The sequence below is a fragment of the Rhodococcus sp. NPDC059968 genome (assembly GCF_042738615.1).
Lineage (GTDB): Bacteria > Actinomycetota > Actinomycetes > Mycobacteriales > Mycobacteriaceae > Rhodococcus_F.
In genome coordinates, this window is the sequence record NZ_JBHWUE010000090.1 from 1 (window position 1) to 24,466 (window position 24,466).

General features: G+C 68.7%; 24 protein-coding genes and 1 pseudogene. 17 read left to right on the forward strand and 8 right to left on the reverse strand.

Features of this window, described 5'->3' with window-relative positions:
• Positions 1–408: pseudogene (locus tag ACFWAY_RS41995) on the forward strand (pyridoxal 5'-phosphate synthase lyase subunit PdxS); the annotation flags it as partial.
• Positions 409–559: 151 nt separating this feature from the next.
• Positions 560–1,381 carry an acyl-CoA thioesterase II gene (locus ACFWAY_RS42000; protein WP_009480128.1) on the forward strand — a complete coding sequence of 274 codons (822 nt, stop codon included), beginning with the start codon at positions 560–562 and terminating at the stop codon, positions 1,379–1,381.
• 6 nt (positions 1,382–1,387) lie between these two features.
• Here ACFWAY_RS42000 and ACFWAY_RS42005 read toward each other — a convergent pair whose 3' ends face one another.
• A complete protein-coding gene (locus tag ACFWAY_RS42005; protein ID WP_378514665.1) occupies positions 1,388–2,011 on the reverse strand; it encodes a hypothetical protein in 624 nt (207 codons plus the stop codon).
• 56 nt (positions 2,012–2,067) lie between these two features.
• On the opposite strand from ACFWAY_RS42005, the gene ACFWAY_RS42010 reads away from it, so the two are divergent.
• Together ACFWAY_RS42010 and pdxT are read left to right on the forward strand one after the other, a co-directional pair.
• Positions 2,068–2,922 (forward strand): acyl-CoA thioesterase, encoded by an 855-nt coding sequence (locus ACFWAY_RS42010; protein WP_378455116.1) that lies wholly within the window; start codon positions 2,068–2,070, stop codon positions 2,920–2,922.
• Complete coding sequence (pdxT, locus tag ACFWAY_RS42015) at positions 2,919–3,527, forward strand: pyridoxal 5'-phosphate synthase glutaminase subunit PdxT (protein ID WP_317760938.1); 609 nt, start codon at positions 2,919–2,921, stop codon at positions 3,525–3,527. The genes ACFWAY_RS42010 and pdxT overlap by 4 nt, the downstream gene beginning before the upstream one ends.
• On the opposite strand, the gene ACFWAY_RS42020 is transcribed toward pdxT, so the two are convergent.
• Together ACFWAY_RS42020 and ACFWAY_RS42025 are read right to left on the reverse strand one after the other, a co-directional pair.
• Positions 3,524–4,444: a hypothetical protein gene (locus ACFWAY_RS42020; RefSeq protein WP_378514666.1), complete on the reverse strand. Its 921-nt coding sequence runs from the start codon at positions 4,442–4,444 to the stop codon at positions 3,524–3,526. The two genes, pdxT and ACFWAY_RS42020, sit on opposite strands and share 4 nt — an antisense overlap.
• The gene (locus tag ACFWAY_RS42025; protein ID WP_378455114.1) at positions 4,441–4,797 is read right to left on the reverse strand and encodes a GntR family transcriptional regulator; all 357 of its coding nucleotides are present in this window, start codon (positions 4,795–4,797) and stop codon (positions 4,441–4,443) included. Before ACFWAY_RS42025 ends, ACFWAY_RS42020 begins: the two co-directional genes overlap by 4 nt.
• A 144-nt stretch (positions 4,798–4,941) precedes the next feature.
• Here ACFWAY_RS42025 and ACFWAY_RS42030 point away from each other — a divergent pair, with 144 nt between their 5' ends.
• The 10 genes from ACFWAY_RS42030 to ACFWAY_RS42075 all read left to right on the forward strand — a co-directional run bounded on the left by ACFWAY_RS42030 (position 4,942) and on the right by ACFWAY_RS42075 (position 16,379).
• The gene (locus tag ACFWAY_RS42030; RefSeq protein WP_011598635.1) at positions 4,942–5,694 is read left to right on the forward strand and encodes a YebC/PmpR family DNA-binding transcriptional regulator; all 753 of its coding nucleotides are present in this window, start codon (positions 4,942–4,944) and stop codon (positions 5,692–5,694) included.
• A gap of 135 nt (positions 5,695–5,829) precedes the next feature.
• Positions 5,830–6,399 carry a crossover junction endodeoxyribonuclease RuvC gene (gene ruvC / locus ACFWAY_RS42035; protein WP_378514667.1) on the forward strand — a complete coding sequence of 190 codons (570 nt, stop codon included), beginning with the start codon at positions 5,830–5,832 and terminating at the stop codon, positions 6,397–6,399.
• Positions 6,396–6,998 (forward strand): Holliday junction branch migration protein RuvA, encoded by a 603-nt coding sequence (gene ruvA / locus ACFWAY_RS42040; protein WP_378514668.1) that lies wholly within the window; start codon positions 6,396–6,398, stop codon positions 6,996–6,998. Before ruvC ends, ruvA begins: the two co-directional genes overlap by 4 nt.
• Entirely contained in the window at positions 6,995–8,092 is a 1,098-nt protein-coding gene (gene ruvB / locus ACFWAY_RS42045; protein ID WP_378455110.1) for a Holliday junction branch migration DNA helicase RuvB, read from the forward strand. Before ruvA ends, ruvB begins: the two co-directional genes overlap by 4 nt.
• Positions 8,093–8,228: 136 nt before the next feature.
• Positions 8,229–8,606, forward strand: a complete 378-nt coding sequence (yajC, locus tag ACFWAY_RS42050; protein WP_378455109.1) for a preprotein translocase subunit YajC — start codon at positions 8,229–8,231, stop codon at positions 8,604–8,606.
• Positions 8,607–8,750: 144 nt separating this feature from the next.
• A complete protein-coding gene (gene secD, locus ACFWAY_RS42055) occupies positions 8,751–10,403 on the forward strand; it encodes a protein translocase subunit SecD (RefSeq protein ID WP_378514669.1) in 1,653 nt (550 codons plus the stop codon).
• Entirely contained in the window at positions 10,400–11,632 is a 1,233-nt protein-coding gene (gene secF, locus ACFWAY_RS42060) for a protein translocase subunit SecF (protein ID WP_378455107.1), read from the forward strand. The genes secD and secF overlap by 4 nt, the downstream gene beginning before the upstream one ends.
• Position 11,633: 1 nt before the next feature.
• The gene (locus ACFWAY_RS42065; protein ID WP_378514670.1) at positions 11,634–13,370 is read left to right on the forward strand and encodes an ABC transporter substrate-binding protein; all 1,737 of its coding nucleotides are present in this window, start codon (positions 11,634–11,636) and stop codon (positions 13,368–13,370) included.
• Positions 13,367–13,900 carry an adenine phosphoribosyltransferase gene (locus ACFWAY_RS42070; protein ID WP_378514685.1) on the forward strand — a complete coding sequence of 178 codons (534 nt, stop codon included), beginning with the start codon at positions 13,367–13,369 and terminating at the stop codon, positions 13,898–13,900. Before ACFWAY_RS42065 ends, ACFWAY_RS42070 begins: the two co-directional genes overlap by 4 nt.
• 103 nt (positions 13,901–14,003) lie before the next feature.
• Positions 14,004–16,379 (forward strand): RelA/SpoT family protein, encoded by a 2,376-nt coding sequence (locus ACFWAY_RS42075; RefSeq protein WP_378455105.1) that lies wholly within the window; start codon positions 14,004–14,006, stop codon positions 16,377–16,379.
• Positions 16,380–16,467: 88 nt separating this feature from the next.
• Here the strand turns inward: ACFWAY_RS42075 and ACFWAY_RS42080 are convergent, their stop codons facing one another.
• Complete coding sequence (locus ACFWAY_RS42080; protein ID WP_378514671.1) at positions 16,468–17,262, reverse strand: peptidylprolyl isomerase; 795 nt, start codon at positions 17,260–17,262, stop codon at positions 16,468–16,470.
• Positions 17,263–17,284: 22 nt separating this feature from the next.
• Positions 17,285–18,163, reverse strand: a complete 879-nt coding sequence (locus tag ACFWAY_RS42085) for a peptidylprolyl isomerase (protein ID WP_378455103.1) — start codon at positions 18,161–18,163, stop codon at positions 17,285–17,287.
• Between the two features lie 177 nt (positions 18,164–18,340).
• On the opposite strand from ACFWAY_RS42085, the gene ACFWAY_RS42090 reads away from it, so the two are divergent.
• The 3 genes from ACFWAY_RS42090 to ACFWAY_RS42100 are packed head-to-tail and all read left to right on the forward strand — an operon-like array spanning position 18,341 to position 20,930.
• Positions 18,341–19,021: an MBL fold metallo-hydrolase gene (locus ACFWAY_RS42090; RefSeq protein ID WP_378514672.1), complete on the forward strand. Its 681-nt coding sequence runs from the start codon at positions 18,341–18,343 to the stop codon at positions 19,019–19,021.
• 15 nt (positions 19,022–19,036) lie between these two features.
• Positions 19,037–20,308 (forward strand): histidine--tRNA ligase, encoded by a 1,272-nt coding sequence (hisS, locus tag ACFWAY_RS42095; protein WP_378514673.1) that lies wholly within the window; start codon positions 19,037–19,039, stop codon positions 20,306–20,308.
• Entirely contained in the window at positions 20,271–20,930 is a 660-nt protein-coding gene (locus ACFWAY_RS42100; protein ID WP_378514674.1) for a hypothetical protein, read from the forward strand. The genes hisS and ACFWAY_RS42100 overlap by 38 nt, the downstream gene beginning before the upstream one ends.
• A 4-nt stretch (positions 20,931–20,934) precedes the next feature.
• Here the strand turns inward: ACFWAY_RS42100 and ACFWAY_RS42105 are convergent, their stop codons facing one another.
• The 3 genes from ACFWAY_RS42105 to ACFWAY_RS42115 form a co-directional block, all read right to left on the reverse strand.
• Positions 20,935–21,429, reverse strand: coding sequence for a hypothetical protein (locus ACFWAY_RS42105; RefSeq protein ID WP_378514675.1), 495 nt, complete (start codon positions 21,427–21,429; stop codon positions 20,935–20,937).
• Positions 21,430–21,784: 355 nt separating this feature from the next.
• On the reverse strand, positions 21,785–23,590 hold the full coding sequence (locus ACFWAY_RS42110; RefSeq protein ID WP_378514676.1) for a zinc ribbon domain-containing protein: 1,806 nt from the start codon (positions 23,588–23,590) through the stop codon (positions 21,785–21,787).
• A 483-nt stretch (positions 23,591–24,073) separates the two neighbouring features.
• On the reverse strand, positions 24,074–24,373 hold the full coding sequence (locus ACFWAY_RS42115) for a hypothetical protein (protein ID WP_378514677.1): 300 nt from the start codon (positions 24,371–24,373) through the stop codon (positions 24,074–24,076).
• Positions 24,374–24,466 lie beyond the last annotated feature (93 nt).

Consider the following 24,466-nt stretch of genomic DNA (forward strand, 5'->3'; position numbering starts at 1 on the left):
GCGACCACGCACATGCGGACGATCGGTGGGGAGATCCGCCGGTTGACGTCGCTGAGCGAGGACGAGCTGTATGTGGCGGCGAAGGAGCTGCAGGCCCCGTACGATCTGGTCGTCGAGGTCGCCAAGGCCGGGAAGTTGCCGGTCACGATGTTCACCGCCGGTGGCATCGCGACCCCGGCGGATGCGGCGATGATGATGCAGCTCGGTGCGGAGGGTGTGTTCGTCGGGTCGGGGATCTTCAAGTCCGGTAACCCGGCGGAGCGGGCCGCGGCGATCGTGAAGGCGACCACGTTCTTCGACGACCCGGACGTGCTGGCGAAGGTGTCCCGCGGTCTGGGTGAGGCGATGGTCGGGATCAACGTCGACGACATCCCCGTCCCGCACCGGCTCGCCGAACGCGGCTGGTGATCCCCGCAAACGATCTGTGATCGATCGCGGCACCCCCGGCGCCGCACCGCTTCCGTTCGCACCGCGCGAGGCCCGGACCCGGGCCTCGCGCGGTGCGGTGCGCGGGACGCGTGTGAGAGTGTCAGCGGACGAGCATCGGAAGGGGCCGTGGATGGCGACGATCGAAGAGATCCTGGAAGTGGAACGCCTCGAGGAGAACATCTTCCGAGGCATAGCGACCGAGACCATGCTTCCCCGCACGTTCGGTGGGCAGGTGGCCGGTCAGGCGCTGGTGGCGGCGGTCCGCACGGTCGACCCCCGCTTCATGGTGCATTCCCTGCACGGGTACTTCCTCCGCCCCGGAAACCCCACGATGCCGATCGTGTACCTCGTGGACCGCATCCGGGACGGTCGGTCGTTCGTCACCAGACGGGTCAGCGCCGTCCAGGACGGTCAGGCCATTTTCACGATGTCGGCGTCGTTCCAGGTCGAGGACGAGGGCATCGAGCACCAGGACGAGATGCCCGTGGTCCCGCCGCCCGATACGCTGCCGTTCGCCAGTGACTCCGACGACCCGGAGATCGCCTGGCTCGCCCAGGAATGGTCCGACTGGGACATCCGGATGGTCGGTCACGGCGAGGTCGACCGCCGACGCGGCGCGGCCGCCCAGCAACAGGCGTGGTTCCGGTCCCGCAAGACGCTGCCCGACGACCCCGTCTTCCACGTCTGCGCACTGGCCTACATGAGCGACATGACGCTGATCGGTTCCGCCATGACCCCGCACCCAGGTGTCGAGATCAACGGTGCCTCACTCGATCACGCGCTGTGGTTCCTGCGGCCGTTCCGGGCCGACGAATGGCTGCTGTACGACCAGACGTCGCCGTCCGCCGGTTTCGGTCGGGCGCTCGCGCAGGGCCGGATCTTCGACCGGAAGGGCAACCTGGTCGCTGCCGTCGTGCAGGAAGGACTGACCCGGTTCCTGCGCACGACGTGAGCGGGCTCAGCGGCTCGAACGGACCGCAGGCCTCGGCGGATGGTCGTACCGCACCAGCAGGTCGGGTTCGACCGTGACGTCGGCGGCACGGCGCAGCAGGGCGGGCACGGTCCATCGTTGATCGGCCGGGGTGCGGCGCAGCAGGGCTCCTTCGCCCAGATGGAGTTGCACGGTCACGTCGAAGTCGAGGTCCCGGCCGAGCAGCATCGGGCCGGTGACGAGAAGCACCTGACCGTCGGCCGCGGGAACGCGGGCGCAGCGGGCGGAGCGATCCTCGTCCTCGTCCCACAGGCGCGGCAACCACCGGCGGTCGGTGCGGACCGACCGCACCACCTCCCGGTTCAGGGCGTCGTAGTCGAACCAGAGGGTGCGGTAGCTGAGTTCGTCGTCGCGTCCGTGCTCGAACCGCAGGGAGGCGGGCCGGACGTAGCCGTGGAGCGACACGACGTCACACGGGCGGCCCTGCTCCCGCAGCGACACGCACACCGCGTCCGCGAGGGGCAGGGGGTCCGCGCCGTCGGCAGCGTCGATCGCGACGACGGCGGTGCCGTGAACGGCGAGGCAGCGTTCGGAGACGAGGGCGACGAGACCGTCCGGGCTCGTCGGTGTGAACATCGTCATGGCACCCATCGTGCCTCGAGCCCGAACCGGGCGGATAACCTTGACCAGGCACAGAAGGAGGGCTCATGGCGAGCATCGAGGATGTTCTCGAACTCGAAGCGCTGGAGAAGGACATCTTCCGTGGCGCGGTTCATCCGTCTGTTCTGACGAGGACTTTCGGTGGGCAGGTCGCGGGTCAGTCGCTGGTCTCCGCGGTCCGGACCGTCGACGAGGCATTCAAGGTTCATTCCCTGCACGGGTACTTTCTGCGCCCCGGAAATCCGCTGAAACCCACCGTGTACCTGGTCGACCGGATCCGGGACGGCCGGTCCTTCTGCACGCGGCGCGTCACCGGAATCCAGGACGGCAAGGCGATCTTCACCATGTCGGCGTCGTTCCACACCGAGGACGAGGGCATCGAGCATCAGGACACGATGCCGTCCGTCCCCGCGCCCGAAGCGCTCGTCGACGCACAGACCCTCGAGGAGTTCGCCGCCACCGATCTCTACCGGGAGTGGAAGGAATGGGACGTCCGTATCGTTCCGGCCGGCTCCACCGGGAAGTCTCCCGGAATCGCCGCGCAGCAACGGGTGTGGATGCGGTACCGCAGCAAGCTGCCGGACGATCAGGTCTTCCACATCTGCACTCTCGCCTACCTCAGTGACATGACGCTCCTCGGCGCGTCGAAGGTCCCGCACCCGGGAGTGGTCACGCAGACGGCGTCGCTCGATCACGCCATGTGGTTCATGCGCCCGTTCCGCGCCGACGAGTGGCTGCTCTACGACCAGACCTCACCCTCCGCCGGCTTCGGCCGCGCCCTCACCCAGGGCCGCATGTTCGACCGGAACGGCACCATGGTCGCCGCCGTCGTACAGGAGGGGTTGACCCGCATCCAGCGCGATCAGGACAAGCGCGACATCGAGACAGGAAACATGGCATGACCCGTCCCCTCGTCGGAGTACTCGCCCTGCAGGGCGACGTCCGTGAACATCTTGCTGCACTCAATGATTCGGGTGCCGACGCAGTCGGAATCCGCCGCCCCGAGGAGCTCGAGAAGATCGACGGCCTCGTCATCCCGGGCGGCGAGTCGACGACGATGAGCAAGCTGCTGCAGATCTTCGAACTGCTCGAGCCGCTGAAGGCGCGCCTGCACGACGGGTTGCCCGCCTACGGGTCCTGCGCCGGGATGATCCTCCTCGCGAGCGAGATCCTCGACACCAGGCCCGACGCACAGCACCTCGGTGCGATCGACATGACCGTGCGCCGCAACGCCTTCGGTCGTCAGGTCGACTCCTTCGAGTCCGACCTCGATTTCGAGGGCATCGTCGGCGACCCGATGCGGGCCGTGTTCATCCGGGCTCCGTGGGTGGAGCGCGTCGGCGACGACGTCCAGGTTCTTGCCCGCGTGCCCGAGTCGGGTGGCGCGGCCGCCGGACGGATCGTGGCCGTCCGGCAGGGCTCCGTGGTGGCCACGTCGTTCCACCCGGAGGTGACGGGGGACCGGCGGGTGCACGAGTTGTTCGTCGACATCGTCCGCGGGGTCTAGCTCGCGGGACGGGGTGCGACGAGTGAGTTGAGGAGCGCTGCACCCTGCGCGGCGCCGTCGACGGTGACCGCGAACGGACGGTCGCCGGTGCGGGTCAGCACGATCCCTTCGCCGGCGCGGATCACGACCGCGGTCCCGCGCGGCGTGAAGCGGTAGCCCCAGCCACCCCATTCTGCGGGGCGGATCTCGGTGACCCGGGCGTCGTCGATGGAGTCGAGCGGGAGCTTCCGCCAGCGGACGTTCCACGACGAGAGAGTCAGTCCCGTGCGGTCGATCTGCACGGTCACCGAGGCGAAGCCGCCGCCGGCGATCGCCAGGACGAGGAACAGGACGGCGAGCCAGAGTGCTCCCACCAGCGCGGAGACGACGGCGGCCACGGCCATGGCCATGGCGAGCACACTCGCCCACCGCCCGCGGGTATGTCCGGTCCAGGCTGCGCGCTCGCCGGGCCTCAGGGGGACGGGCAGCGTCGGCGCTGCCCCGTTCTCCGTGGAGTGCGACGTCCGGGGGAGCAGGGCGAACGTGGCGATTGCCCACAGGATTCCCAGGAGGGGGACGACGATCCACCAGCCCAGGGTTGCCGCTTCGGGCGAGCCTGCCGCGATGGTGGCAGCGACGCTGACGATCCAGGCCGTGGCCACCGTCCACCCGGTGAGAACGGTGGCGGGAAGCCAGAGCGCAGCGTCGGTGCGGGCCCGTGCCGCCACGACGCCGGCGATCGCGGTGGCGGCAGCGCAGACGGCGAAAGCGATCCAGAAGTAGGTGGTCGTGTCGCTGAATCGGTCGGGTTCGGTGCCGGACCAGTGGCTGGCCACCACCGGCGGCAGTTCGCCGCTCCAGGCGAGTCTCGCGAAGACGAGTGCGAGGAGGGGTACGGCCGAGGTCGCGGCGAGGAGGCGCGTGCGGGAGGTCGTCATTGTCTGGTGGTCTCCTTGATCACGTCGAGCATCTGTTCGGTGTCGAGTCCGAGGCGTCGTGCCTCGGACACGAAAGCGCGTGCGGCTTCGGTCAATCCGGTGTGTACCGGGTCAGTGTCGGTGCGGATGACCGCGCCCCGGCCCCGGCGGAGGTCGATCAGGCCCTCGTCGCGCAGCGCGGCGTACGCGCGCAGCACGGTGTGGAGGTTGACGTCGATGGACTCGGCCAGCGCCCGGGCGGAGGGGAGCCGATCGCCCGCGCCGATCTCGCCGCGCAGGAACGCGCCGCGCACATTTGCGGCGATCTGTTCACCCAGCGAGGTGGTGGAGCTGTGGTCGACCCGCATCAACATGTTTGCATTCTATGCAAACAATGGTGACTTATGCGAGTTGTTACCCCGGGAACGCGCAGGGGCGGCCGGGCTGCAGGTAACATCGTCAGAGCTGAAACCGCGCATTCGGCGTGCCAAAGGCAGCAGGAAAGGGGCTTGAATCGCATGAGCGGCCACTCCAAATGGGCCACCACCAAGCACAAGAAGGCTGTGATCGATGCCAAGCGTGGCAAGGCCTTCGCGAAGCTGATCAAGAACATCGAGGTGGCGGCCCGTACCGGCGGTGGCGATCCTGCGGGAAATCCCACCCTGTACGACGCGATCCAGAAGGCCAAGAAGACGTCGGTCCCCAACGACAACATCGAGCGGGCCCGCAAGCGCGGCGCCGGTGAAGAAGCGGGCGGCGCCGACTGGCAGACCATCATGTACGAGGGCTATGGACCCAACGGGGTCGCCGTCCTCATCGAGTGCCTGACCGACAACCGCAACCGCGCGGCCGGTGAAGTGCGTACCGCGATGACCCGCAACGGCGGCAACATGGCCGACCCGGGCTCCGTGTCCTACCTGTTCACGCGCAAGGGCGTCGTCACCCTGGAGAAGGGTGACCAGTCCGAGGACGACGTGCTGATGGCGGTCCTCGATGCGGGTGCCGAAGAGGTCACCGACCTCGGCGACACATTCGAGATCGTGAGCGAACCCACCGACCTCGTCGCCGTCCGCAGCGCACTGCAGGAGGCGGGAATCGACTACGACTCCGCCGAGGCCGACTTCCGCGCGTCCGTCGAGGTCCCGGTCGATGCCGACGGAGCACGCAAGGTGTTCAAGCTCGTCGACGCACTCGAGGAGTCCGACGACGTCCAGAACGTCTACACCAACGTCGACCTGTCCGACGAGGTGCTCGCGGAGCTCGACGACTGATCGCCCGACGCACGGCGCGGGGCGGGGGAGCGGTGCTCGCCCGCCCCGCCTCGTCCTGCGTGTTGATGCGCCGACTCGTCCGACCCCACGGCTAAGCTATCGAACAGCTGTTCGGCGTGGGAGAGGTGGCTTTGCGTGCGTGTGCTGGGTGTGGATCCCGGTCTGACCCGCTGCGGATTCGGAGTGGTGGACGGCGGCGGCGGCCGCACCGTCACCCCGGTCGCCGTCGACGTGGTCCGAACCCCGGCAGACCTCGAGTTGTCGTCGAGGCTGCTGCGGATCTCCGAGGCAGCCGAATCGTGGATCGATCTGCACAGGCCCGACGTCGTGGCGATCGAGCGGGTGTTCTCCCAGCACAACGTGCGCACCGCGATGGGCACCGCGCAGGCGGGTGGGGTCGTCGCCCTCGCCGCCGCGCGCCGCGGCATCCCCGTGTGTTTCCATACCCCCAGTGAGGTCAAGGCCGCCGTCACCGGGAGTGGCTCGGCAGACAAGGCTCAGGTGACGGCGATGGTGACGCGCATCCTCAAACTGGCGGCCGCACCCAAACCGGCCGACGCGGCGGACGCGCTGGCACTGGCGATCTGCCATTGCTGGCGGGCGCCGATGATCGAACGCATGGCCCGCGCCGAAGCCGCGGCCGCCGAACACAAACGTCGCTACCAGGCCCGACTGGCCGAAGTGAAGAAGGCAGGTACACGATGATCGCGTCCGTCCGCGGCGAGGTGCTCGAGATCGCCCTCGACCATGCGGTGATCGAATCCGCGGGATTGGGCTACCGCGTGAACGCGACGCCGGCCACCCTCGGCGGACTGCAGCGGGGAACCGAGGCCCGGCTGGTCACGGCGATGATCGTCCGCGAGGACTCGATGACGCTGTACGGGTTCCCCGATTCGGAGTCCAAAGAGTTGTTCGGGCTGCTCCAGACGGTGTCGGGCGTCGGTCCGCGCCTGGCGATGGCGACCCTCGCCGTCCTCGAACCCGACGCGTTGCGGGCGGCACTGGCCGAGGGCAACGTCACGGCACTCACGCGGGTGCCGGGCATCGGCAAGCGCGGCGCGGAGCGGATGGTCGTCGAACTGCGCGACAAGGTCGACGCCGTCGCGTCCACGTCCGGGGCGGTGCCGCTCGGTACGGGCGGCGGCGGATCGGTCCGCGACCAGATCGTCGAAGCCCTCGTCGGGCTCGGATTCCCGGCCAAGCAGGCCGAACAGGCCACCGACTCCGTCCTCGCCGAGGCGCCCGAGTCGACCACCTCGTCTGCGCTGCGCTCCGCCCTCTCCCTGCTGGGGAAGACCAGATGAATCCCGAACCCGGCGGCGAGTACGACGAGGAGTCCCCGGTCTCGGCCGATCTCGTCGCCGGCGACGGCGACATCGAGGCCAGCCTGCGGCCGAAGAACCTCCACGACTTCATCGGGCAACCGCGGGTCCGGGAGCAGTTGCAGCTCGTCCTGACCGGCGCCAAGATGCGCGGCGGCACCCCCGACCACATCCTTCTCTCGGGTCCGCCCGGGCTGGGGAAGACCAGCATGGCGATGATCATCGCCGCCGAACTGGGCTCCTCGCTGAGGCTGACCTCGGGTCCGGCGCTGGAACGGGCCGGCGACCTAGCCGCCATGCTGAGCAATCTCGTCGAAGGCGACGTGCTGTTCATCGACGAGATCCACCGCATCGCCCGGCCGGCCGAAGAGATGCTCTACCTCGCGATGGAGGACTTCCGGGTCGACGTCGTGGTCGGCAAGGGCCCCGGCGCCACGTCCATTCCCCTCGAGGTCGCGCCGTTCACCCTGGTCGGGGCCACTACCCGCTCGGGGGCGCTCACCGGGCCGCTGCGCGACCGGTTCGGGTTCACCGCCCACATGGACTTCTACGAACCCGCGGAACTGCAGCAGATCCTCATGCGATCGGCAGGCATTCTCGGGGTGCAAATCGGCGAGGATGCGGGCGCCGAGATCGCGAGCCGGTCCCGGGGCACCCCCCGCATCGCGAACCGTCTCCTCCGCCGTGTCCGCGATTACGCCGAGGTCCGGGCGGACGGCGTCGTCACCCGCGAGATCGCCCACGCGGCCCTCGCCGTCTACGACGTCGACCAGCTGGGTCTCGACCGCCTCGACCGGTCCGTTCTCAGTGCCCTCGTGCGCAGCTTCGGCGGCGGCCCCGTCGGGGTGTCCACCCTGGCCGTCGCGGTGGGTGAGGAGCCCGCCACCGTCGAGGAGGTCTGTGAGCCCTTCCTCGTCCGCGCCGGAATGATCGCCCGGACACCCCGCGGCCGTGTCGCCACGGCCGCCGCGTGGACGCAACTGGGCCTCACCCCGCCGCCCGACGCTGTGACCGGCGGAATCGAGGTCCGCGTCAACGAGCCGCAGGCCTCCCTGTTCGATCCGCAAGGCCCCTGATCTACCCCCGGAGAAACGCCCGCCTCGTGCCGACCGAAACGGTGTCCGGGCCGGTGATGGCACACTGGTGTATTGCATCGGTCCAACCGGGACCAGTGCTTCGGACCGTGCGACATACCTCGAGGTTGACTTACAGATGGATTTTCTCTTCCCGCTCCTGATTCTGGCGCTGCTCGTCCCCATGTTCCTGGGGATCCGCCGACAGAAGAAGGAGGCGGCCAAGGTGACCGCTCTGCAGGACTCGCTCTCGGTCGGCGACCGCATCCTCACGACAGCCGGTCTGCACGGCACCGTCGTCGCACTCGGCGACGAGACGATCGAGCTCGAGATCGCTCCCGGCGTGGTCACCACGTGGTCGCGTCTCGTCATTCGCGAGCAGATCGTCGACGCCCCGCTGCAGGGTGACGGTTCCATCGACCACGAGTCGATCGACGCCGAGGCCCCCGCCACCGACATCGTGCGCGAGGATCGTGAGAACGGCGGCGACACCACGCCGCGGCTGAACAAGGATTGATCGACGCTTCCGCGGCGTAACCGCGCAGCCGTCGCGTCGCAGGCGCCGCGGGCGCGGCAACCGGGGCACAGCCCTGCGTCTGCCGGTCCGGTGTGCTGTGAACGTTCCCACCCGAACTGCACGTACTGAGGAGACATAGAGATCGTGGCACCTTCCACAGGATCGGTGCATCCCGTCCGCTACCTCACCGTTTTCGCGGTGCTCGTGGCGGTTCTGTATGCCCTGGTGTTCTTCACCGGCGACAAGTCCGCGACACCCAAGCTGGGCATCGACCTGCAAGGTGGGACCCGAGTCACCCTCACCGCACGCACCCCGGACGGCAGCAAGCCGACGCCGGACAGCCTGCGGCAGGCCCAGGAGATCATCGAGACCCGTGTGAACGGACTCGGCGTGTCCGGCTCCGAGGTGGTCATCGACGGCGACAACCTCGTGATCACCGTCCCCGGCGCCGACAGCGCACAGGCGCGTTCGCTCGGCCAGACGGCGCGGTTGTACGTCCGTCCCGTCCAGACGTCCCAGGCGGCGGCCGCTGCCGGCACGCAGGCACCCGCCGCCGGTGAGACGCCGGCCCAGACTCCCGCGCCCCAGAACCGGCCGTTCCCGGCTCAGGATCCGTCCACCTCTCCCGAGCCGGCCCCGACGGCGGAGCCGGCGCCCGCCGACGCATCCGGCACCGAGACCGGTGAGGCGGCCGACGAGATCGCGGCAGCGCGGGCCACGCGTCAGAGCACCGACCCGGCCGTGCAGCAGCAGGCGATGGCGACGCTCGACTGCGGGGTGCCCGACCCGCTGCGCGGCAACGACGACCCGGCCCTGCCGCTCGTCGCGTGCTCCACCGACGGTCAGGCCGTGTACCTCCTCGAACCGGCGATCATCGACGGACAGGAGATCGCCGACGCGACGTCCGGCTACAACTCCCAGCAGTCGCGGCACGAAGTGAGCCTGACGTTCAAGTCCGAGGGCAGCAACACCTGGGCCACATTCACGTCGCAGAACATCGGCAAGCAGGCCGCGTTCACGCTCGACTCCAAGGTGGTGAGCGCACCGGTCGTGCAGGGTGCGACGCCGGCAGGCAGCTCGACATCGATCACCGGCTCGTTCACCGCGGACAGCGCGAAGGAACTGGCGAACACCCTGAAATACGGCTCGCTGCCGCTCTCGTTCGCGGCGTCGGAGGCGGAGACCGTGTCGGCGACGCTGGGTCTCGCCTCGCTGCAGGCCGGTCTCATCGCCGGTCTGGTGGGTCTGGTCCTGGTGCTGCTCTACTGCCTGCTCTACTACCGCATGCTCGGAGTGCTCACGGCGCTGTCGCTGGTGCTGTCCGGGGTGATGGTCTACGCGATCATGGTGCTGCTCGGCCGGTACATCAATTTCACCCTCGACCTCGCGGGCATCGCCGGTCTGATCATCGGTATCGGTATGACCGCCGACTCGTTCGTGGTGTTCTTCGAGAGAATCAAGGACGAGATGAGAGAGGGACGCAGTTTCCGGTCCGCGGTTCCGCGCGGCTGGGCCCGTGCGCGCCGGACCATCCTGTCCGGTAACGCGGTCAGCTTCATCGCCGCGGCGGTGCTGTACATCCTCGCGGTCGGCCAGGTGCGTGGGTTCGCATTCACCCTCGGCCTGACCACCATCCTCGATGTCGTCGTGGTGTTCCTGGTGACGTGGCCGCTGGTCCACCTGGCCTCGAAGTCGCCGTTCTGGTCGAAGCCCGGTGTCAACGGGCTGGGTGCCGTGCAGCAGATCGCCAAGGAACGCAAGGCTGCCGCAGCGTCGGCGAAGGAGTCACGAGTATGAGCGAATCGACCAAGTCCCAGTCTGCGTCGCAGGCGGACCCCGAGTCTTCGCTGTCCGATTCGGGCGTCAACCAGGCGTCGATGCCCCAGCACAGCCTGCTGTCCCGCCTGTACACCGGAACCGGCGCCTTCGAGATCATCGGGCGCCGCCGCTTCTATTACATCCTGACCGGCACGATCGTGCTGATCTCGTTGCTGAGCATCCTCGTCCGCGGGTTCACCCTCGGCATCGACTTCGAGGGTGGATCGCGGATCCAGTTCCCCGCCGGCGGCGGGGTGGAGACCTCGCAGGTGGAGGACGTCTACTCCCAGGCACTGGGCATGGACCCCGTCTCGGTGCAGACGGTGGGCTCGGGTTCGAGCGCGACCGTGCAGATCCGCTCCGAGGCACTCGACGCGGCGCAGGTGGTGACGCTGCAGGACGCGTTGTACGACGAGTTCCAGCCGAAGGACAGTGACGGCAACGTCAGCAAAAACGTGATCAGCGTGGCCGACGTCAGCGAGACGTGGGGCGGGCAGATCACCCAGAAGGCGCTGATCGCGCTGCTTGTGTTCCTGGTGATCGTGAGCGTGTACATCGGCGTCCGGTTCGAGCGCGACATGGCGATCGCGGCGATCGTCGCGCTGTTCTTCGACATCGCCGTCACCGCCGGTGTGTATTCGCTGGTCGGCTTCGAGGTAACCCCGGCGACCGTCATCGGACTGCTGACGATTCTCGGTTTCTCGCTCTACGACTCGGTGGTGGTGTTCGACAAGGTCGAGGAGAACACGCGCGGGATTCTGCACCTGACCCGTCGCACCTACGCCGAGCAGGCGAACCTGGCGATCAACCAGACCCTGATGCGGTCCATCAACACCACCCTGATCAGCGTGTTGCCGGTGCTCGCGCTGATGGTGGTCGCCGTCTGGATGCTCGGTGTCGGAACGCTGAAGGACCTGGCGCTTGTGCAGCTCGTCGGCATCATCGTCGGCGCCTACTCGTCGATCTTCTTCGCGACACCCCTGCTCGTGACGCTGAAGGAGCGGTGGGGTCCGGTGGCCGCGCACACGCGCAAGGTCCTCGCTCGGCGAGCGACCCTGGCACAGGGCGGTGCGCAGAAGGCCGGCACCCCGGCTGCCGAGGTCGCAGCGTCCACGACGGACGCCGCCGTCCCGCGCCGTCGGTCGGCGGCGACCGCACCCACTCCGGGCTCACGTCCCACCGGGAAGCGCAACAAGAAGAGGCACTGACATGCCCGCATCGCACAGCACCCGACGCGGTGCGCGCACCCGATTCGGCCGGATCACGGCCGTGTCGGGTGCCGGCATCCTGACGACCGTGGTCCTCGCCGGCACGCTCGTCGGATGTTCCGAGGAGGGTGAGCAGATCCCGTCGATCGGCTACGCCATCGACAACACCGTCACCACCTACAACGCCAACAGCGTCGCGGGTGCGGTGTCGGGGGCGCGTCAGGCGTTCGCGCGGGTGCTGCCCGGGTTCAACTACACGGGGCCGGAAGGCGGACCGGTGTCCGACACGGACATCGGCACCGCCAACGCGATGCCAGGGGACGCCCTGACGATCCAGTACAAGCTCAATCCCAACTCCGTCTACTCCGACGGCGTGCCGATGTCGTGCGACGATCTGGTGCTGACGTGGGCGGCGAACAGTGGCCGTTTCCCGATGTTCGATGCGGCGAGCACGGCCGGCTACTCGGACATCGACCGGATCGACTGCCAGACGGGCGCGAAGGATGCCGTGGTCACGTTCAAGGCGGGACGGAATTTCACCGACTGGAAGTCGCTGTTCGGCGCGACGTCGATGATGCCGGCGCACGTGGTCGCCAGCGCTGCCGGCGTGCCCGACGTCGTGGCCGCCGTGCAGAATTCGGACGCGGATGCGCTCACGCGCGTTGCGGGCTTCTGGAACGACGGATGGACGATGGCACCCGGTGACCTCGACCTCGCCAAGTTCCCCGCGTCCGGCCCCTACAAGGTCGAATCGTTCTCCGAGGACGAGGGCCTCGTGCTGGTGGCCAACGATCGCTGGTGGGGGAACCGTCCGGCCACGTCCCGGATCGTGGTGTGGCCCAAATCTTCCGACGTGAGCGCGCGGATCGGTGACGGTTCGGTCGAGGTCGTCGACGTCGCCGCCGGATCGGCGCCCGATCTGGACCTCGGCGGGTTCGACGTGACGGAGGTGCCGTCGCGCAGCGTCGAGCAGTTCGTCCTGTCCACCTCGGGCCTGTTCGAGAACGCAGCCGGACGGCGGGCGTTCGCGGCGTGCCTGCCGCGGGAGGAACTGGCGTCGAAGTTCGGGATCGCCACGGAGTCGGACGCGGCCGGATCCGCGCCCGAGGGCCCGGTCGACACGCGGGTCACGGCCCCCGACAGTCTCGTTCACCAGTCGGTGGCCGGTGCCGTCGGTGGACGGTACGAGACGGCGGACACGGCGGCGGCGACGGACGCACTGGCCGACACCGGCAACACGTCGGCGACCGTTCGTGTCGGATATCTCGGTCCGAATCCGCGCCGCGCCGAGATCGTGGCCGCCGTGGCGGCGGCGTGTGCCCCGGCCGGTATCACCGTGCAGGATGTCGCCTCGCCCGAGTTCACGCCGTCCATGCTGCGCGACGGGCAGGTGGACGTGGTCCTCGCGGGCACGGCGTCGGCTCCCGGCGCCGCGGGCACCGCGGCGGCCACCACCGCGATGTTCGCCCTCCGCAGCGGAATCCGATCGAACTTCGGGGACTACAGCAACGGCCGCGTCGACCAGATCGTCGATCAACTCGCGGTCGACAGTTCGACCGCGACCCAGCTGTCGTTGTCGACGGAGGCGGAGAGCATCCTGTGGTCGGACGTGCCCACGGTGCCGCTGTTCGACCAGCCGCGGACCGTCGCATTCGCAGCAGGTTTGCAGGCGGGAGCAGTCAATCCGACGCGCTCGGGCGCCGGCTGGAACATGGACAGGTGGGTTCTGCGCAGGTGATCGACCATTCTCCGGCCCGTGAGGCCGTCACCCGGCTCACCCGGTGGGCCGACGACTTTCCGCAACCCGGTGTGCGGTTCGCCGACCTGACGCCGGTCTTCTCCGACGCGGACGGTTTCCGTGTCGTCGTCGACGCGCTCGCCGCCTGCGCCCCGGAGGCGGACGTGATCGCCGCCGTCGACGCGCGGGGATTCCTCCTCGGCGGCGGTGTCGCCCGGGAACTGGGCTCCGGTGTGGTGGCCGTGCGAAAGTCGGGCAAACTGCCGCCGCCGGTGCTGTCGCAGTCGTACACCCTCGAATACGGATCGGCCACGCTGGAAATTCCGGCCGGATCGATCGGTCTGGACGGGCGCTCCGTGCTTGTCGTCGACGACGTCCTGGCCACCGGCGGAACCCTCGACGCCACGGCGCGATTGGTGGAATCCGCAGGTGCCCGGGTGATCGGTGTCGCCGTGGTCCTGGAGATCGCCGCGGTGGGCGGCCGGGAGCGGCTCGGAAAGTACCCGCTCACGTCCCTCGTCACGGTCTGAGTACTAAAGTTGTGCCTGGTGGTCGTCGCGGCCACCGGGGCGCATGCCCGAGACCAACCAGGGCCGCACGGCCCGAGCCATTTCAGTGGTAGGAGGTGACGGCATGACTTCGAATCTTGATCGGTCGCAGAACACGGGATCAACCTCGTCTGCGCAATCCGATGCCGAGTCACCTGCAGCGAACCCGGCTTCCGGTAACAACCGTGGAGCACAGGGATTCGCCGTTCCGGCGTCCGCATCGCGCCGGGTACGAGCGCGACTCGCCCGCCGCATCACGGGTCAGCGGAACACGACCATCCGGCCGGTTCTCGAACCCCTCGTCAGCCTGCATCGCGAGCTCTATCCCAAGGCGGACCTGGCGCTGCTGCAGCGCGCCTACGACGTCGCGGAGGAGCGGCACGCGAGCCAGCGCCGCAAGTCGGGCGACCCGTACATCACGCATCCGCTCGCCGTCGCCAGCATCCTCGCCGAACTGGGAATGGACACGACCACGCTGGTCGCGGCCCTGCTCCACGACACCGTCGAAGACACCGGGTACTCCCTCGAGCAGTTGACCGACGATTTCGGCGAAGAGGTCGCCCACCTCGTCGACGGCGTCACCAAACTCGACAAGGTGGTGCTCGGCAACGCCGCCGAGGGCGAGACCATCCGCAAGATGATCATCGCGATGGCCCGCGATCCCCGCGTGCTGGTGATCAAGGTGGCCGACCGGCTCCACAACATGCGGACCATGCGGTTCCTGCCGCCCGAGAAGCAGGCCCGCAAGGCCCGCGAAACCCTCGAGGTGATCGCGCCCCTGGCCCACCGGCTGGGAATGGCGACCGTGAAGTGGGAACTCGAGGACCTGTCGTTCGCAATCCTGCATCCCAAGAAGTACGACGAGATCGTGCGGCTCGTCGCCGACCGGGCGCCGTCCCGCGACACCTACCTCGCGAAGGTGCGTGCCGAAATCAACGCGACCCTGACGGCGTCGCGCATCAACGCCGTCGTCGAGGGCAGGCCCAAGCACTACTGGTCGATCTACCAGAAGATGATCGTCAAGGGCCGCGACTTCGACGACATCCACGACCTGGTCGGCGTGCGGATCCTGTGCGACGAGGTCCGCGACTGCTACGCGGCCGTCGGCGTCGTCCACTCGCTGTGGCAGCCGATGGCGGGCCGGTTCAAGGACTACATCGCGCAGCCGCGCTACGGCGTCTACCAGTCGCTGCACACCACCGTGGTCGGACCCGAGGGCAAACCCCTCGAGGTGCAGATCCGCACCCACGACATGCACCGGACCGCCGAGTTCGGTATCGCCGCGCACTGGCGGTACAAGGAGACCAAGGGCAGGCACTCCGGCGACGTCGCCGAGGTCGACGACATGGCGTGGATGCGTCAGCTCCTCGACTGGCAGCGTGAGGCCGCCGATCCGGGGGAGTTCCTGGAGTCGCTCCGCTACGACCTCGCGGTCAAGGAGATCTTCGTCTTCACACCCAAGGGCGACGTGGTGACGCTGCCCGCCGGGTCGACGCCCGTCGACTTCGCGTACGCGGTGCACACGGAGGTCGGGCACCGGTGTATCGGTGCCCGGGTGAACGGCAGGCTGGTGGCGCTCGAGCGCAAGCTCGACAACGGTGAGGTGGTGGAGGTCTTCACCTCCAAGGCCGTCAACGCAGGCCCGAGCCGCGACTGGCAGACGTTCGTCGTTTCCCCGCGCGCCAAGACGAAGATCAGGCAGTGGTTCGCCAAGGAACGCCGTGAGGAGGCGCTCGAGGCGGGCAAGGACGCCATCGCGAAGGAGGTGCGGCGGGTCGGCCTGCCGCTGCAGCGCCTGATGAACGCCGAATCGATGGCGTCCATCGCGCACGAACTGCATTACACCGACGTCTCGATGCTGTACACGGCTGTCGGTGAGAGCCATGTGTCGGCGCAGCACGTCGTCCAGCGTCTGGTGGCCCATCTGGGTGGTGTCGGCGACGTCGAGGAGGAGCTGGCCGAACGGTCGACTCCGTCCACGATGCCGATGCGGCCGCGGAGCACCGGCGACGCGGGCGTGCTGGTTCCCGGTGCGGAGGGCACGGTCGCCAAGCTGGCCAAGTGCTGCACGCCCGTTCCCGGCGACGAGATCATGGGCTTCGTGACCCGGGGCGGCGCGGTCAGCGTCCACCGCACCGACTGCACCAACGCGGGCTCCCTGCAGGAGCAGTCCGAGCGCATCATCGAGGTCAAGTGGGCGCCGTCGCCGTCGTCGGTGTTCCTGGTGGCCATCCAGATCGAGGCGCTCGATCGGCACCGGCTGCTGTCGGACGTGACGAAAGCGCTCGCCGACGAGAAGGTCAACATCCTGTCGGCGTCCGTGACGACGTCCGGCGACCGGGTGGCGATCAGTAAGTTCACGTTCGAGATGGGCGACCCGAAGCACCTCGGGCACGTGCTGAACGTGGTCCGCAACGTCGAGGGCGTGTACGACGTGTACCGGGTGACGTCCGCCGCGTAGCAACGACGAACGGGACGGTCGTTCGATCTGATCGAACGACCGTCCCGTTCGTGTAGCCGGGGGAGTTCGTGTAGCCCGGGGGAGTGGATCAGCCGACCTTCGCGGTCTCGATCTGGACCGGGGTGTTGGGCTTGCCGCCGCCTGCGGACATGGATCCGTCGTCGCCGTCCGCCGCGATCTTCTCGACGGTCGCGAGACCCTCGTCGGAGATCGACCCGAACACGGAGTAGTTGGGCGGCAGCACCGAGTCGGCGTAGACGAGGAAGAACTGGCTGCCGTTGCTGCCGGGTGTCCCGCTGTTCGCCATCGCGACCGTGCCGCGGGGGTAGACCACCGGATTCGCGAGTGCCGGATCGTTCGGCGCGAACGCCGTCTCCGGGTACTCGGTGGTGAAGCCGTAGCCCGGTCCGCCGGTGCCCTTCCCGCTGGGATCGCCGCACTGCAGGACCTGCAGTCCCAGCTCCGTCGTCAGCCGGTGGCAGGGTGTGTCGTCGAAGTAGCCCTGCTGGGCCAGGCTCGTGAAGCTGTTGACCGTGCACGGGGCCTCGGCGCGGTCGAGGACGAGGCCGATCGGTCCCGCGCTCGTCTGGAGGTCGACCGGGACGGTGCCCTCGGTGGACACACCGGACGTGGGCGGCGGGGTGACGTCCTTGGCAGCCGGCTGCCCTGCCGGGTACGTGCAGTCCACGGTGGCCCCGGCGGGCGGCGGGACCGCGGGCAGCGTGCCGAACCTGGACAGATCGAGCGACTGTTCCGCCGCGCTCGTGGGGGCCGCCTTCGACGAGGTGCCGGTCGACGAGCCGCCGGAGTCGGACGAATCCGAACAACCGGCGAGGAGGACCGCGAGGCTCACGCCTGCGACGAGGATCGAGGTGCGTTTCATCGGTCCATCCTCACACGAGACCTCAGTCCATCCGGACGGACGTGATGTCGATCGGCAGGTTGGGCTTGCCACCGCCGGCCTGCATCGATCCGTCGTCACCGGCCGCCGCCACCTTCTCGATGGTCGCCAGACCCGTCTCGTCGACCTTCCCGAACGCGGTGTACTGCGGGGGCAGCTGCGAATCGGCGTAGACGAGGAAGAACTGGCTGCCGTTGCTGTCGGGCTGACCGCTGTTGGCCATCGCGATGGTGCCGCGCGGGTACGTCACCGGCACCTGCAGGGACTGGTCCGACGCCTCGTACTGGTCGGTGGGGAATTCGTTGGCGAAGCCGTAGCCCGGGCCGCCGGTGCCTGCGCCCGTGGGGTCACCGCACTGCAGGACCTTCAGTCCCTCGGACGTGACGAGCCGGTGGCACGGGGTGTTGTCGAAGTAGTTCTGGCTCGCCAGGCTCAGGAAGTTGTTGACGGTGCACGGGGAGTCGGCGTTGTCCAGGACCAGGCCGATGTTGCCCTGCGTCGTCTGCATGCTGACGCTGACTTCCTGGAGTGTGGTGTCGATGTCGTCGGTGCGCGGCGGGTTCACCTGCTTCGCGGGCGGCTGATTGTCGGGTGTGTACGTGCAGGACACCTTCTCGGGCAGCGGTTCGGACCGCCCCGCCGGCATCACGCCAGGCGACTGCGGCGACGCCGACACCGACTCGGCCGCCGACGCTTCCGTCGAGTCGTCGTCGCCGCTGGTGAGGGCGAAGACGACGGCGCCCGCGGCCACCACGAGCACGACACCGAGCACCGAGCCGGCGATGGTCAACTGCTTACGCTTGCGTGCTCTGTCGGCGCGGCGTTCGAGCTGACGCTCGAGCTTTCGTTTGGCTGCTTCCCGGCGCTGCTCGTTGCTCGGCACTGCGGTGGTCCTCCCGTATCGGTCTGTCTGGCAGTCGGTCGATATAGCAGTTGGTCGGTGCGAACTACCCCCGGCACACGACCTCCAGAGTCTGCCATCCGAACCTGAGAACATCCTGGCGGGGCGGCGGCTTAGGCTGTAGCGACTGCAATGTCCACTCGAACAGGAGCCTCACAGGTGCTCGTCACAGGATTCCCGGCCGGGATGTTTCAGACCAACTGCTACATCCTCGCGCAGGACGATGCCCAGGAATGCATCGTCGTCGACCCAGGACAGGACGCCGCCGAACCGCTGTTCGAGTTCCTGGACCAGTCGAATCTCACGCCGACCGCGGTGCTCCTGACACACGGTCACCTCGACCACGTCTGGAACGCCTACGACGTCTGCGAGAAGTTCGGGATCCCCGCGTACATCCATCCCGAGGACCGGTACATGCTGTCGGACCCCGGCCGCGGCATCGGCCCGACGATGAAGCCGTTCATCGAGGGCATGACGTTCGTCGAGCCCGGCGAGGTGATTGCGCTGGCCGACGGCGACGTGATCGAGCAGGCCGGGATGTCGTTCGCCGTCGACCACACCCCGGGGCACACACAGGGGTCCGTGGTCTTCCGGACCCGGGTCGCCACCGAGAACGGGCCCGTCGAGATCGCGCTCACCGGTGACACCCTGTTCCAGGGGTCGATCGGTCGCAGCGACCTGCCCGGCGGCAACCACGAACAGTTGCTGCAATCCATCGCCGACAAGCTTCTGATCCTCGCCGACGACACGGCGGTTCTCCCCGGGCACGGCGGGTCGAGCACCGTCGGCGCCGAACGTGGGTCGAACCCGTTTCTCGTTGGACTCTCGGGATCGAAATAAGGAAAAGTAACGACAGTGAGCAAAGTCAGCACCTTCTCCGCCCCCAAGGGCGTCCCCGATTACGTCCCGCCGCAGTCGTCCGAGTTCGTCGCGGTCCGTGACGGACTCACGCGCGCTGCGCGACTGGCCGGGTACGGCCACATCGAACTTCCCATCTTCGAGGACACCGGGCTGTTCGCCCGCGGCGTCGGCGAGTCCACCGACGTCGTCAGCAAGGAGATGTACACGTTCACCGACCGGGGTGACCGTTCGGTGACCCTGCGGCCCGAGGGCACGGCGGGCGTTATGCGGGCCGTGATCGAACACGGCCTGGACCGCGGCCAGTTGCCGGTGAAGCTGAGCTACGCCGGACCGTTCTTCCGTTACGAGCGTCCGCAGGCCGGTCGTTACCGCCAGCTGCAGCAGGTCGGGGTGGAGGCCATCGGAGTCGACGACCCCGCTCTCGACGCCGAGGTCATCGCTGTCGCCGACGCCGGTTTCCGCGGCCTCGGCCTCGACGGGTTCCGGTTGGAGATCACGTCCCTCGGTGACGACACGTGCCGGCCGCAGTACCGGGAACGGTTGCAGGAGTTCCTGTTCGCCCTTCCCCTCGACGAGGAGACGCGTCGACGGGCGGAGATCAACCCGCTGCGCGTGCTCGACGACAAGCGCAAAGAGGTGCGTGAGATGACGGCGGACGCACCGCTCATGCTCGATCACCTCTCGGACACGGCGAAGGCGCACTTCGACGAGGTTCTCGCGCACCTCGACGCGCTGGGTGTGCCGTACGTGGTGAACCCGCGGATGGTCCGCGGCCTCGACTACTACACGAAGACGACGTTCGAATTCGTCCACGACGGTCTCGGTGCGCAGTCGGGTATCGGTGGCGGCGGACGGTACGACGGTCTGATGGAGCAACTCGGCGGGCAGCCGTTGTCCGGCATCGGTTTCGGGCTCGGCGTCGATCGCACCGTCCTGGCGCTCGCTGCCGAGGGCAAGACCGCAGGCTCGACCGCGCGCTGTGAGGTCTTCGGCGTTCCGCTGGGCGAGGAGGCGAAGGCGAAGCTGGTGGTGATCGCTCAGCAGTTGCGCGCCCAGGGGATTCGAGTCGATCTCGCGTACGGCAACCGCGGGGTGAAGGGTGCGATGAAGGCCGCCGACCGATCCGGCGCCGCGCTGGCGCTCGTGCTCGGCGACCGCGACATCGCCGACGGGACGGTGGGAATCAAGAATCTCGCCACCGGAGACCAGGAATCGGTCTCGTCGGCGGATGTCGTCGCACGCGTCGGAGCCATCCTTGGCGCGTGACGACACCGCACCGGTGTCACTCGACCTCGTTCCGATCGAGTTGATCGCACCGCGGCTCAAGCGGGTCGCGGCGATCGCCGTGCTGATCGGTCTGGTAGTCGGCGTCATCGTCGGGTTCTTCGGACCCGTGTGGGTCGGTGTGGTGGTCGGGGCCGTGATCGCGGTCCCGACCGCCGCATCCGCTCTCCTCACGTTGCGGCGACGTATCACCCTGCAGACCGGGCGAATCCGGTCGACGGGGGGACTGCGCAGCCGGCACGTCGACGTCACGAGGGCGGTCGCGGCGGAACTGGTAGTCCGTTCGGCTCGGGTCAGCGAGGTGAGCGTCCGAATCACGGACCTCGACGGGAGCCTCGCGATTCCGCTCGCCCTCTACACGGCCGACGGCGGTCGTGAACTCGAGATCCTCGGGCTCCGCAGGTTGGCCGACGCCCTGACGACGAGCGAACTGGTGCCGGCCGCCGCGATCGCGTCGGTGCTCATCGAGCAGCTACGTGCGGAAGCGCGCGGCGCGGCCCTTCCCGAACGCCCCCTGTTCCGGGCCGTGGAACTGGTGCGTTCGGAAGGCCGCGTGCCCACCACCACTCTCACCGATCACGAGGTGGCAGCGCTCCTCGACTGAGCGATCAGCTCTGGTCGCCGAACGGAGTGTCGTCGAGATCCTCGCCGCCGATCACGGCGGGCGCGACCATCGGGAGGTCGCCGACGAACGCGTTGTTCTCTCCGGCGTTGACGAGGTAGCTCGGTGTGGACCGGCCGCTCAGCTGGTCGTCGCCGCCACGCCCGGCGCCCGCCGGGCCTGCGCCGCCCATGGCTCCGCCCGGTGCGAGAGGGGACGAGGCGGCGGCCGGGGCCGCGCCGGGTGTCGGAGTGGGTCCCGGTGTCGCCGGGGGGACAACCGGCCCGGTGACCGTTCCGCGGGGTACGGAACCGCTACCCGCGGAAGTGCTTCCGGCCGTGCCGCCGCCGTACATGCCGATGCCCGCGCTGCCGGCGAGGCCCACCGCACCCGGAACTCCGCCCGCTGCCCCGTGCGCGGGGGTGGCGACGGATTTCGCCGACGCGGCGTCGGCAGGCAGGTCGGGCGAGGAGACGCTCGCCGCCTGGGTGCTCGCCGACACCAGGTCGCCGACACCGTCGGTGACGTCGGTGCGGCGCCCGCCACGGCTCCGGGCGCCGGGGGCGGCGGTACCGGGACCGGCGCGCGGCCAGTCCGTTCATCGTGAGGTTCTGTTCGTTCAGTTCGGTGCGCGTCTGCGTCACGACACCGATGGCCGCCTTGAGGTGCTTGGCCGCAGACACGAGAAGCATCGCCTGCCCGGGTGGAGTCATCACCATCGGCGCGGCGGTAACCGCAATAGCTGCGAACGACTCCGAGGTAGTCATGAGGTTCGCGTTGCCCCGCGGCGTGGACGCGGCGGACGTCTCGAGATCTCGGTGCCGCGTTCCTTCGTTCCGTGCCGCTCGACTGAGCGTCTACGTAGATCTCGTACCATCTGCCGCTGGTGTGGCGGGCGTGGGAGATGGACGTGTGTCACGGCTACCCGCATCACCGTGCGGTGGTGTGGGTTGGACCGTGTCCCACACCGACGCTTGTGGTGCAGGAACATGCTGTTTCGGAGTCACCCCCAACCGGGGTGGCACGGTGGGCAGGCTGCGGCGGACCCGGCGGTGCCGTGGTCTGCTCGGGGTGGGACTGCTCTTGTCGCGGCACTGGCGCACCGGCGCGTGTTCGGCGACCCGGATCGCGGGCATCTGCCCACGCCGCCGGGTGACGTTGTTTCTGCCGAGCAGTACGCGTTTGGCCAGGTTCACCCCGGCGATGTGGTCGCGGTTGCCGCCGACCCGGCAGCGGGGACACCACGCGGTGTGGTAGCCGCCGGGGCGGGCCAGCGGTTCGTCGCATCCCGGACACAGTGCGGACGATCCTCGGGCGGGCACCGAGACCACGGTGATCCCGACACCGGCGGCGGTGTGGGCGAGGGCGGCGATGGCGTGGCGGCGGGCGGACTGCGCGGCCCGGTTGTTGTTGACCTTTCCGTGTCCGCGGGTTTCGAGGGTGGTGAGATCTTCGACCGCGATCACCTGCGCGTGAGCGTCGGCGGCGTAGTCGGTGACCTGGCGGGCGAAGTGGAACGCCAGTTCCCGGTTGATCTTTCCCCGCTTGGCGCCCACCGCGGCGCGGTGGGCGTCAAGGACGGCGATCTTCGCCTCCAGCTCGGCGCGGACCTCGGGTGGGGCGGTGGGGGCCAGTCGGGTCAACCGGGCGGCCTTGCGGTGCAGCAGCTGCCCCTCGGCCTGCAGGCGGGCCAGTTTGATCCCGAGGCCGCGGTCGTCGTAGGTGAAGCCCCGGAAATCCGACACCAACCCGTCCGGGTGGTCGGCGGCGATGGCGGCAGCACCGAGTGTCGACGGGGACCAGTCGACCCCCACCGCCACGGTCGCCGATTCCGGGTCGGCTGCCGGGACGAGTTCGGTCGCCGCGCACCGCCACAACAGGCCCCGGTGGTCGAGGCTCAGGGTCGGCAGATGCCAGTCGGTGATCGCCCTGCCGTGCAGGTGCTCGGGGATGGCGGCGGTCAGCCGGATACTGCGCCACTGCGCCCGCCCCGCCGGGAACGGGCTGGTGGGCAGCTTCACCGTCAACACCAGCTCACGGCCTGTCGCGGTGATCTGTGCGAGTTGCCGGTCGGCGGCGGAGAGTCGGGCCATCGCCGCCATCCGGGGTGGTTCCTGCAGGTCGGTGATCCGCAACCGGCCGACCTGTGCCGAGGTTTCGCGGCGGGAGTGTGCGATGAGCTGACGTCGCACGCCCCGGAGGAAGCCCGACGGCACAAAGTCGCCCGGTTCGGTCGGCGGTGCCACAGCCCCGGTGGCCGGGTCGAACCGGGCCGACAGTGCCGTGATCGCGGTATCCCGGTAGGCCAAAGTCCGAAGGGTGGCCATCGCCTGCGCGGTCACCACCCGCGTGACCCGTGACGGCACATACACCGCGTCCGGATAGGTCGGGTTCCAACCGAGACGGGCCGCCGTGACATGCCCCTGTGCGGGCAGCCTGCGGTCGTGCCGGTCACGACCGGCGGCGAGCACATCGAACGTCGCCGGCTGCCACAGCCGCGACACCAACTCGCTGCCGGCACCGGTGACCAGGTCGAGCAGCCACCCCACCCGGGTGTCGACGTCGTCGAGGCCGATATGCTCGCCGGTCGCATCGTCGACCGCCATGTAGGCGCGGGTGGTGAACGAGAACTGCCGCGGCACGGTCGATCCCGGCCCGGTCATGCCGGGCCCAATTCATGAGGGGCGAGCACCGTCGCGTTCCGAGAAGACCCGCGATCGCCCCAGATGCTCACCGGTCACCCCTTTCCGAACCGTGCGGCGGTTTCGCCCCGAAGCCGGTGATGATTCTGCTTCGACCTCGGCGTAGAGAACCGGCAGGACAACGATGCCAGCCGTGCCATGACGTCGTCCATCAAACTCCCCCAAGCATGTGCGGCGCTTGTCTCGCAGGACTTCGACTGTAACGCCGACCTCCGACAAGAACCGCCCGATCCGCGCCACCGGCTAACCGGGCGAATCGATTCGACACACGACCCGCACCACCGTGAACCGGGCCGTTGGGCGCGTCGTCGAGCATCCGGCCCGGCCCCGAGGACCCAAACCGTGCTCGTTGTAGACCCGATACACCTCACCAGGAGCGTTCTCCCGCAATACCTTTTCCTGAATGGCCAGCGCCTCCTGCCACCGCGCCTGACACCTGGCAATTCAATGCCTCCATGCGCACCCCGACACGCTCATCGACATCGCCTGGTCGATGATGCCCGAGGACATGTCGAGGAGGGATGTCGGATCGAAGGGGGATGTCGGATCGAACGAGCCGAACGTGCCGGTGCCGAAACTCCCGGCGAGGTTGGTGAGCGGCTTGAACAACTCGTCCACGCCCGGCAGTCCGGGCAGCCCGTGCCCCTGCAGCAGCGCCTCGACCGGGTTCGGCGGTAGTGGCGGGAGAGCGGTTCGGCGGTAGTGGCGGGAGAGCAGTGAGGGTCGATAACGGCGGCAGCTCACCGAGCGGCGTGTCGAGCTGCGGACCGAGCGGAGTCGCCAGGGCCTCAAGCGGAGTGCTCGGCAGTGGCATGGCGAGGGCGTCGCCGACGGGCG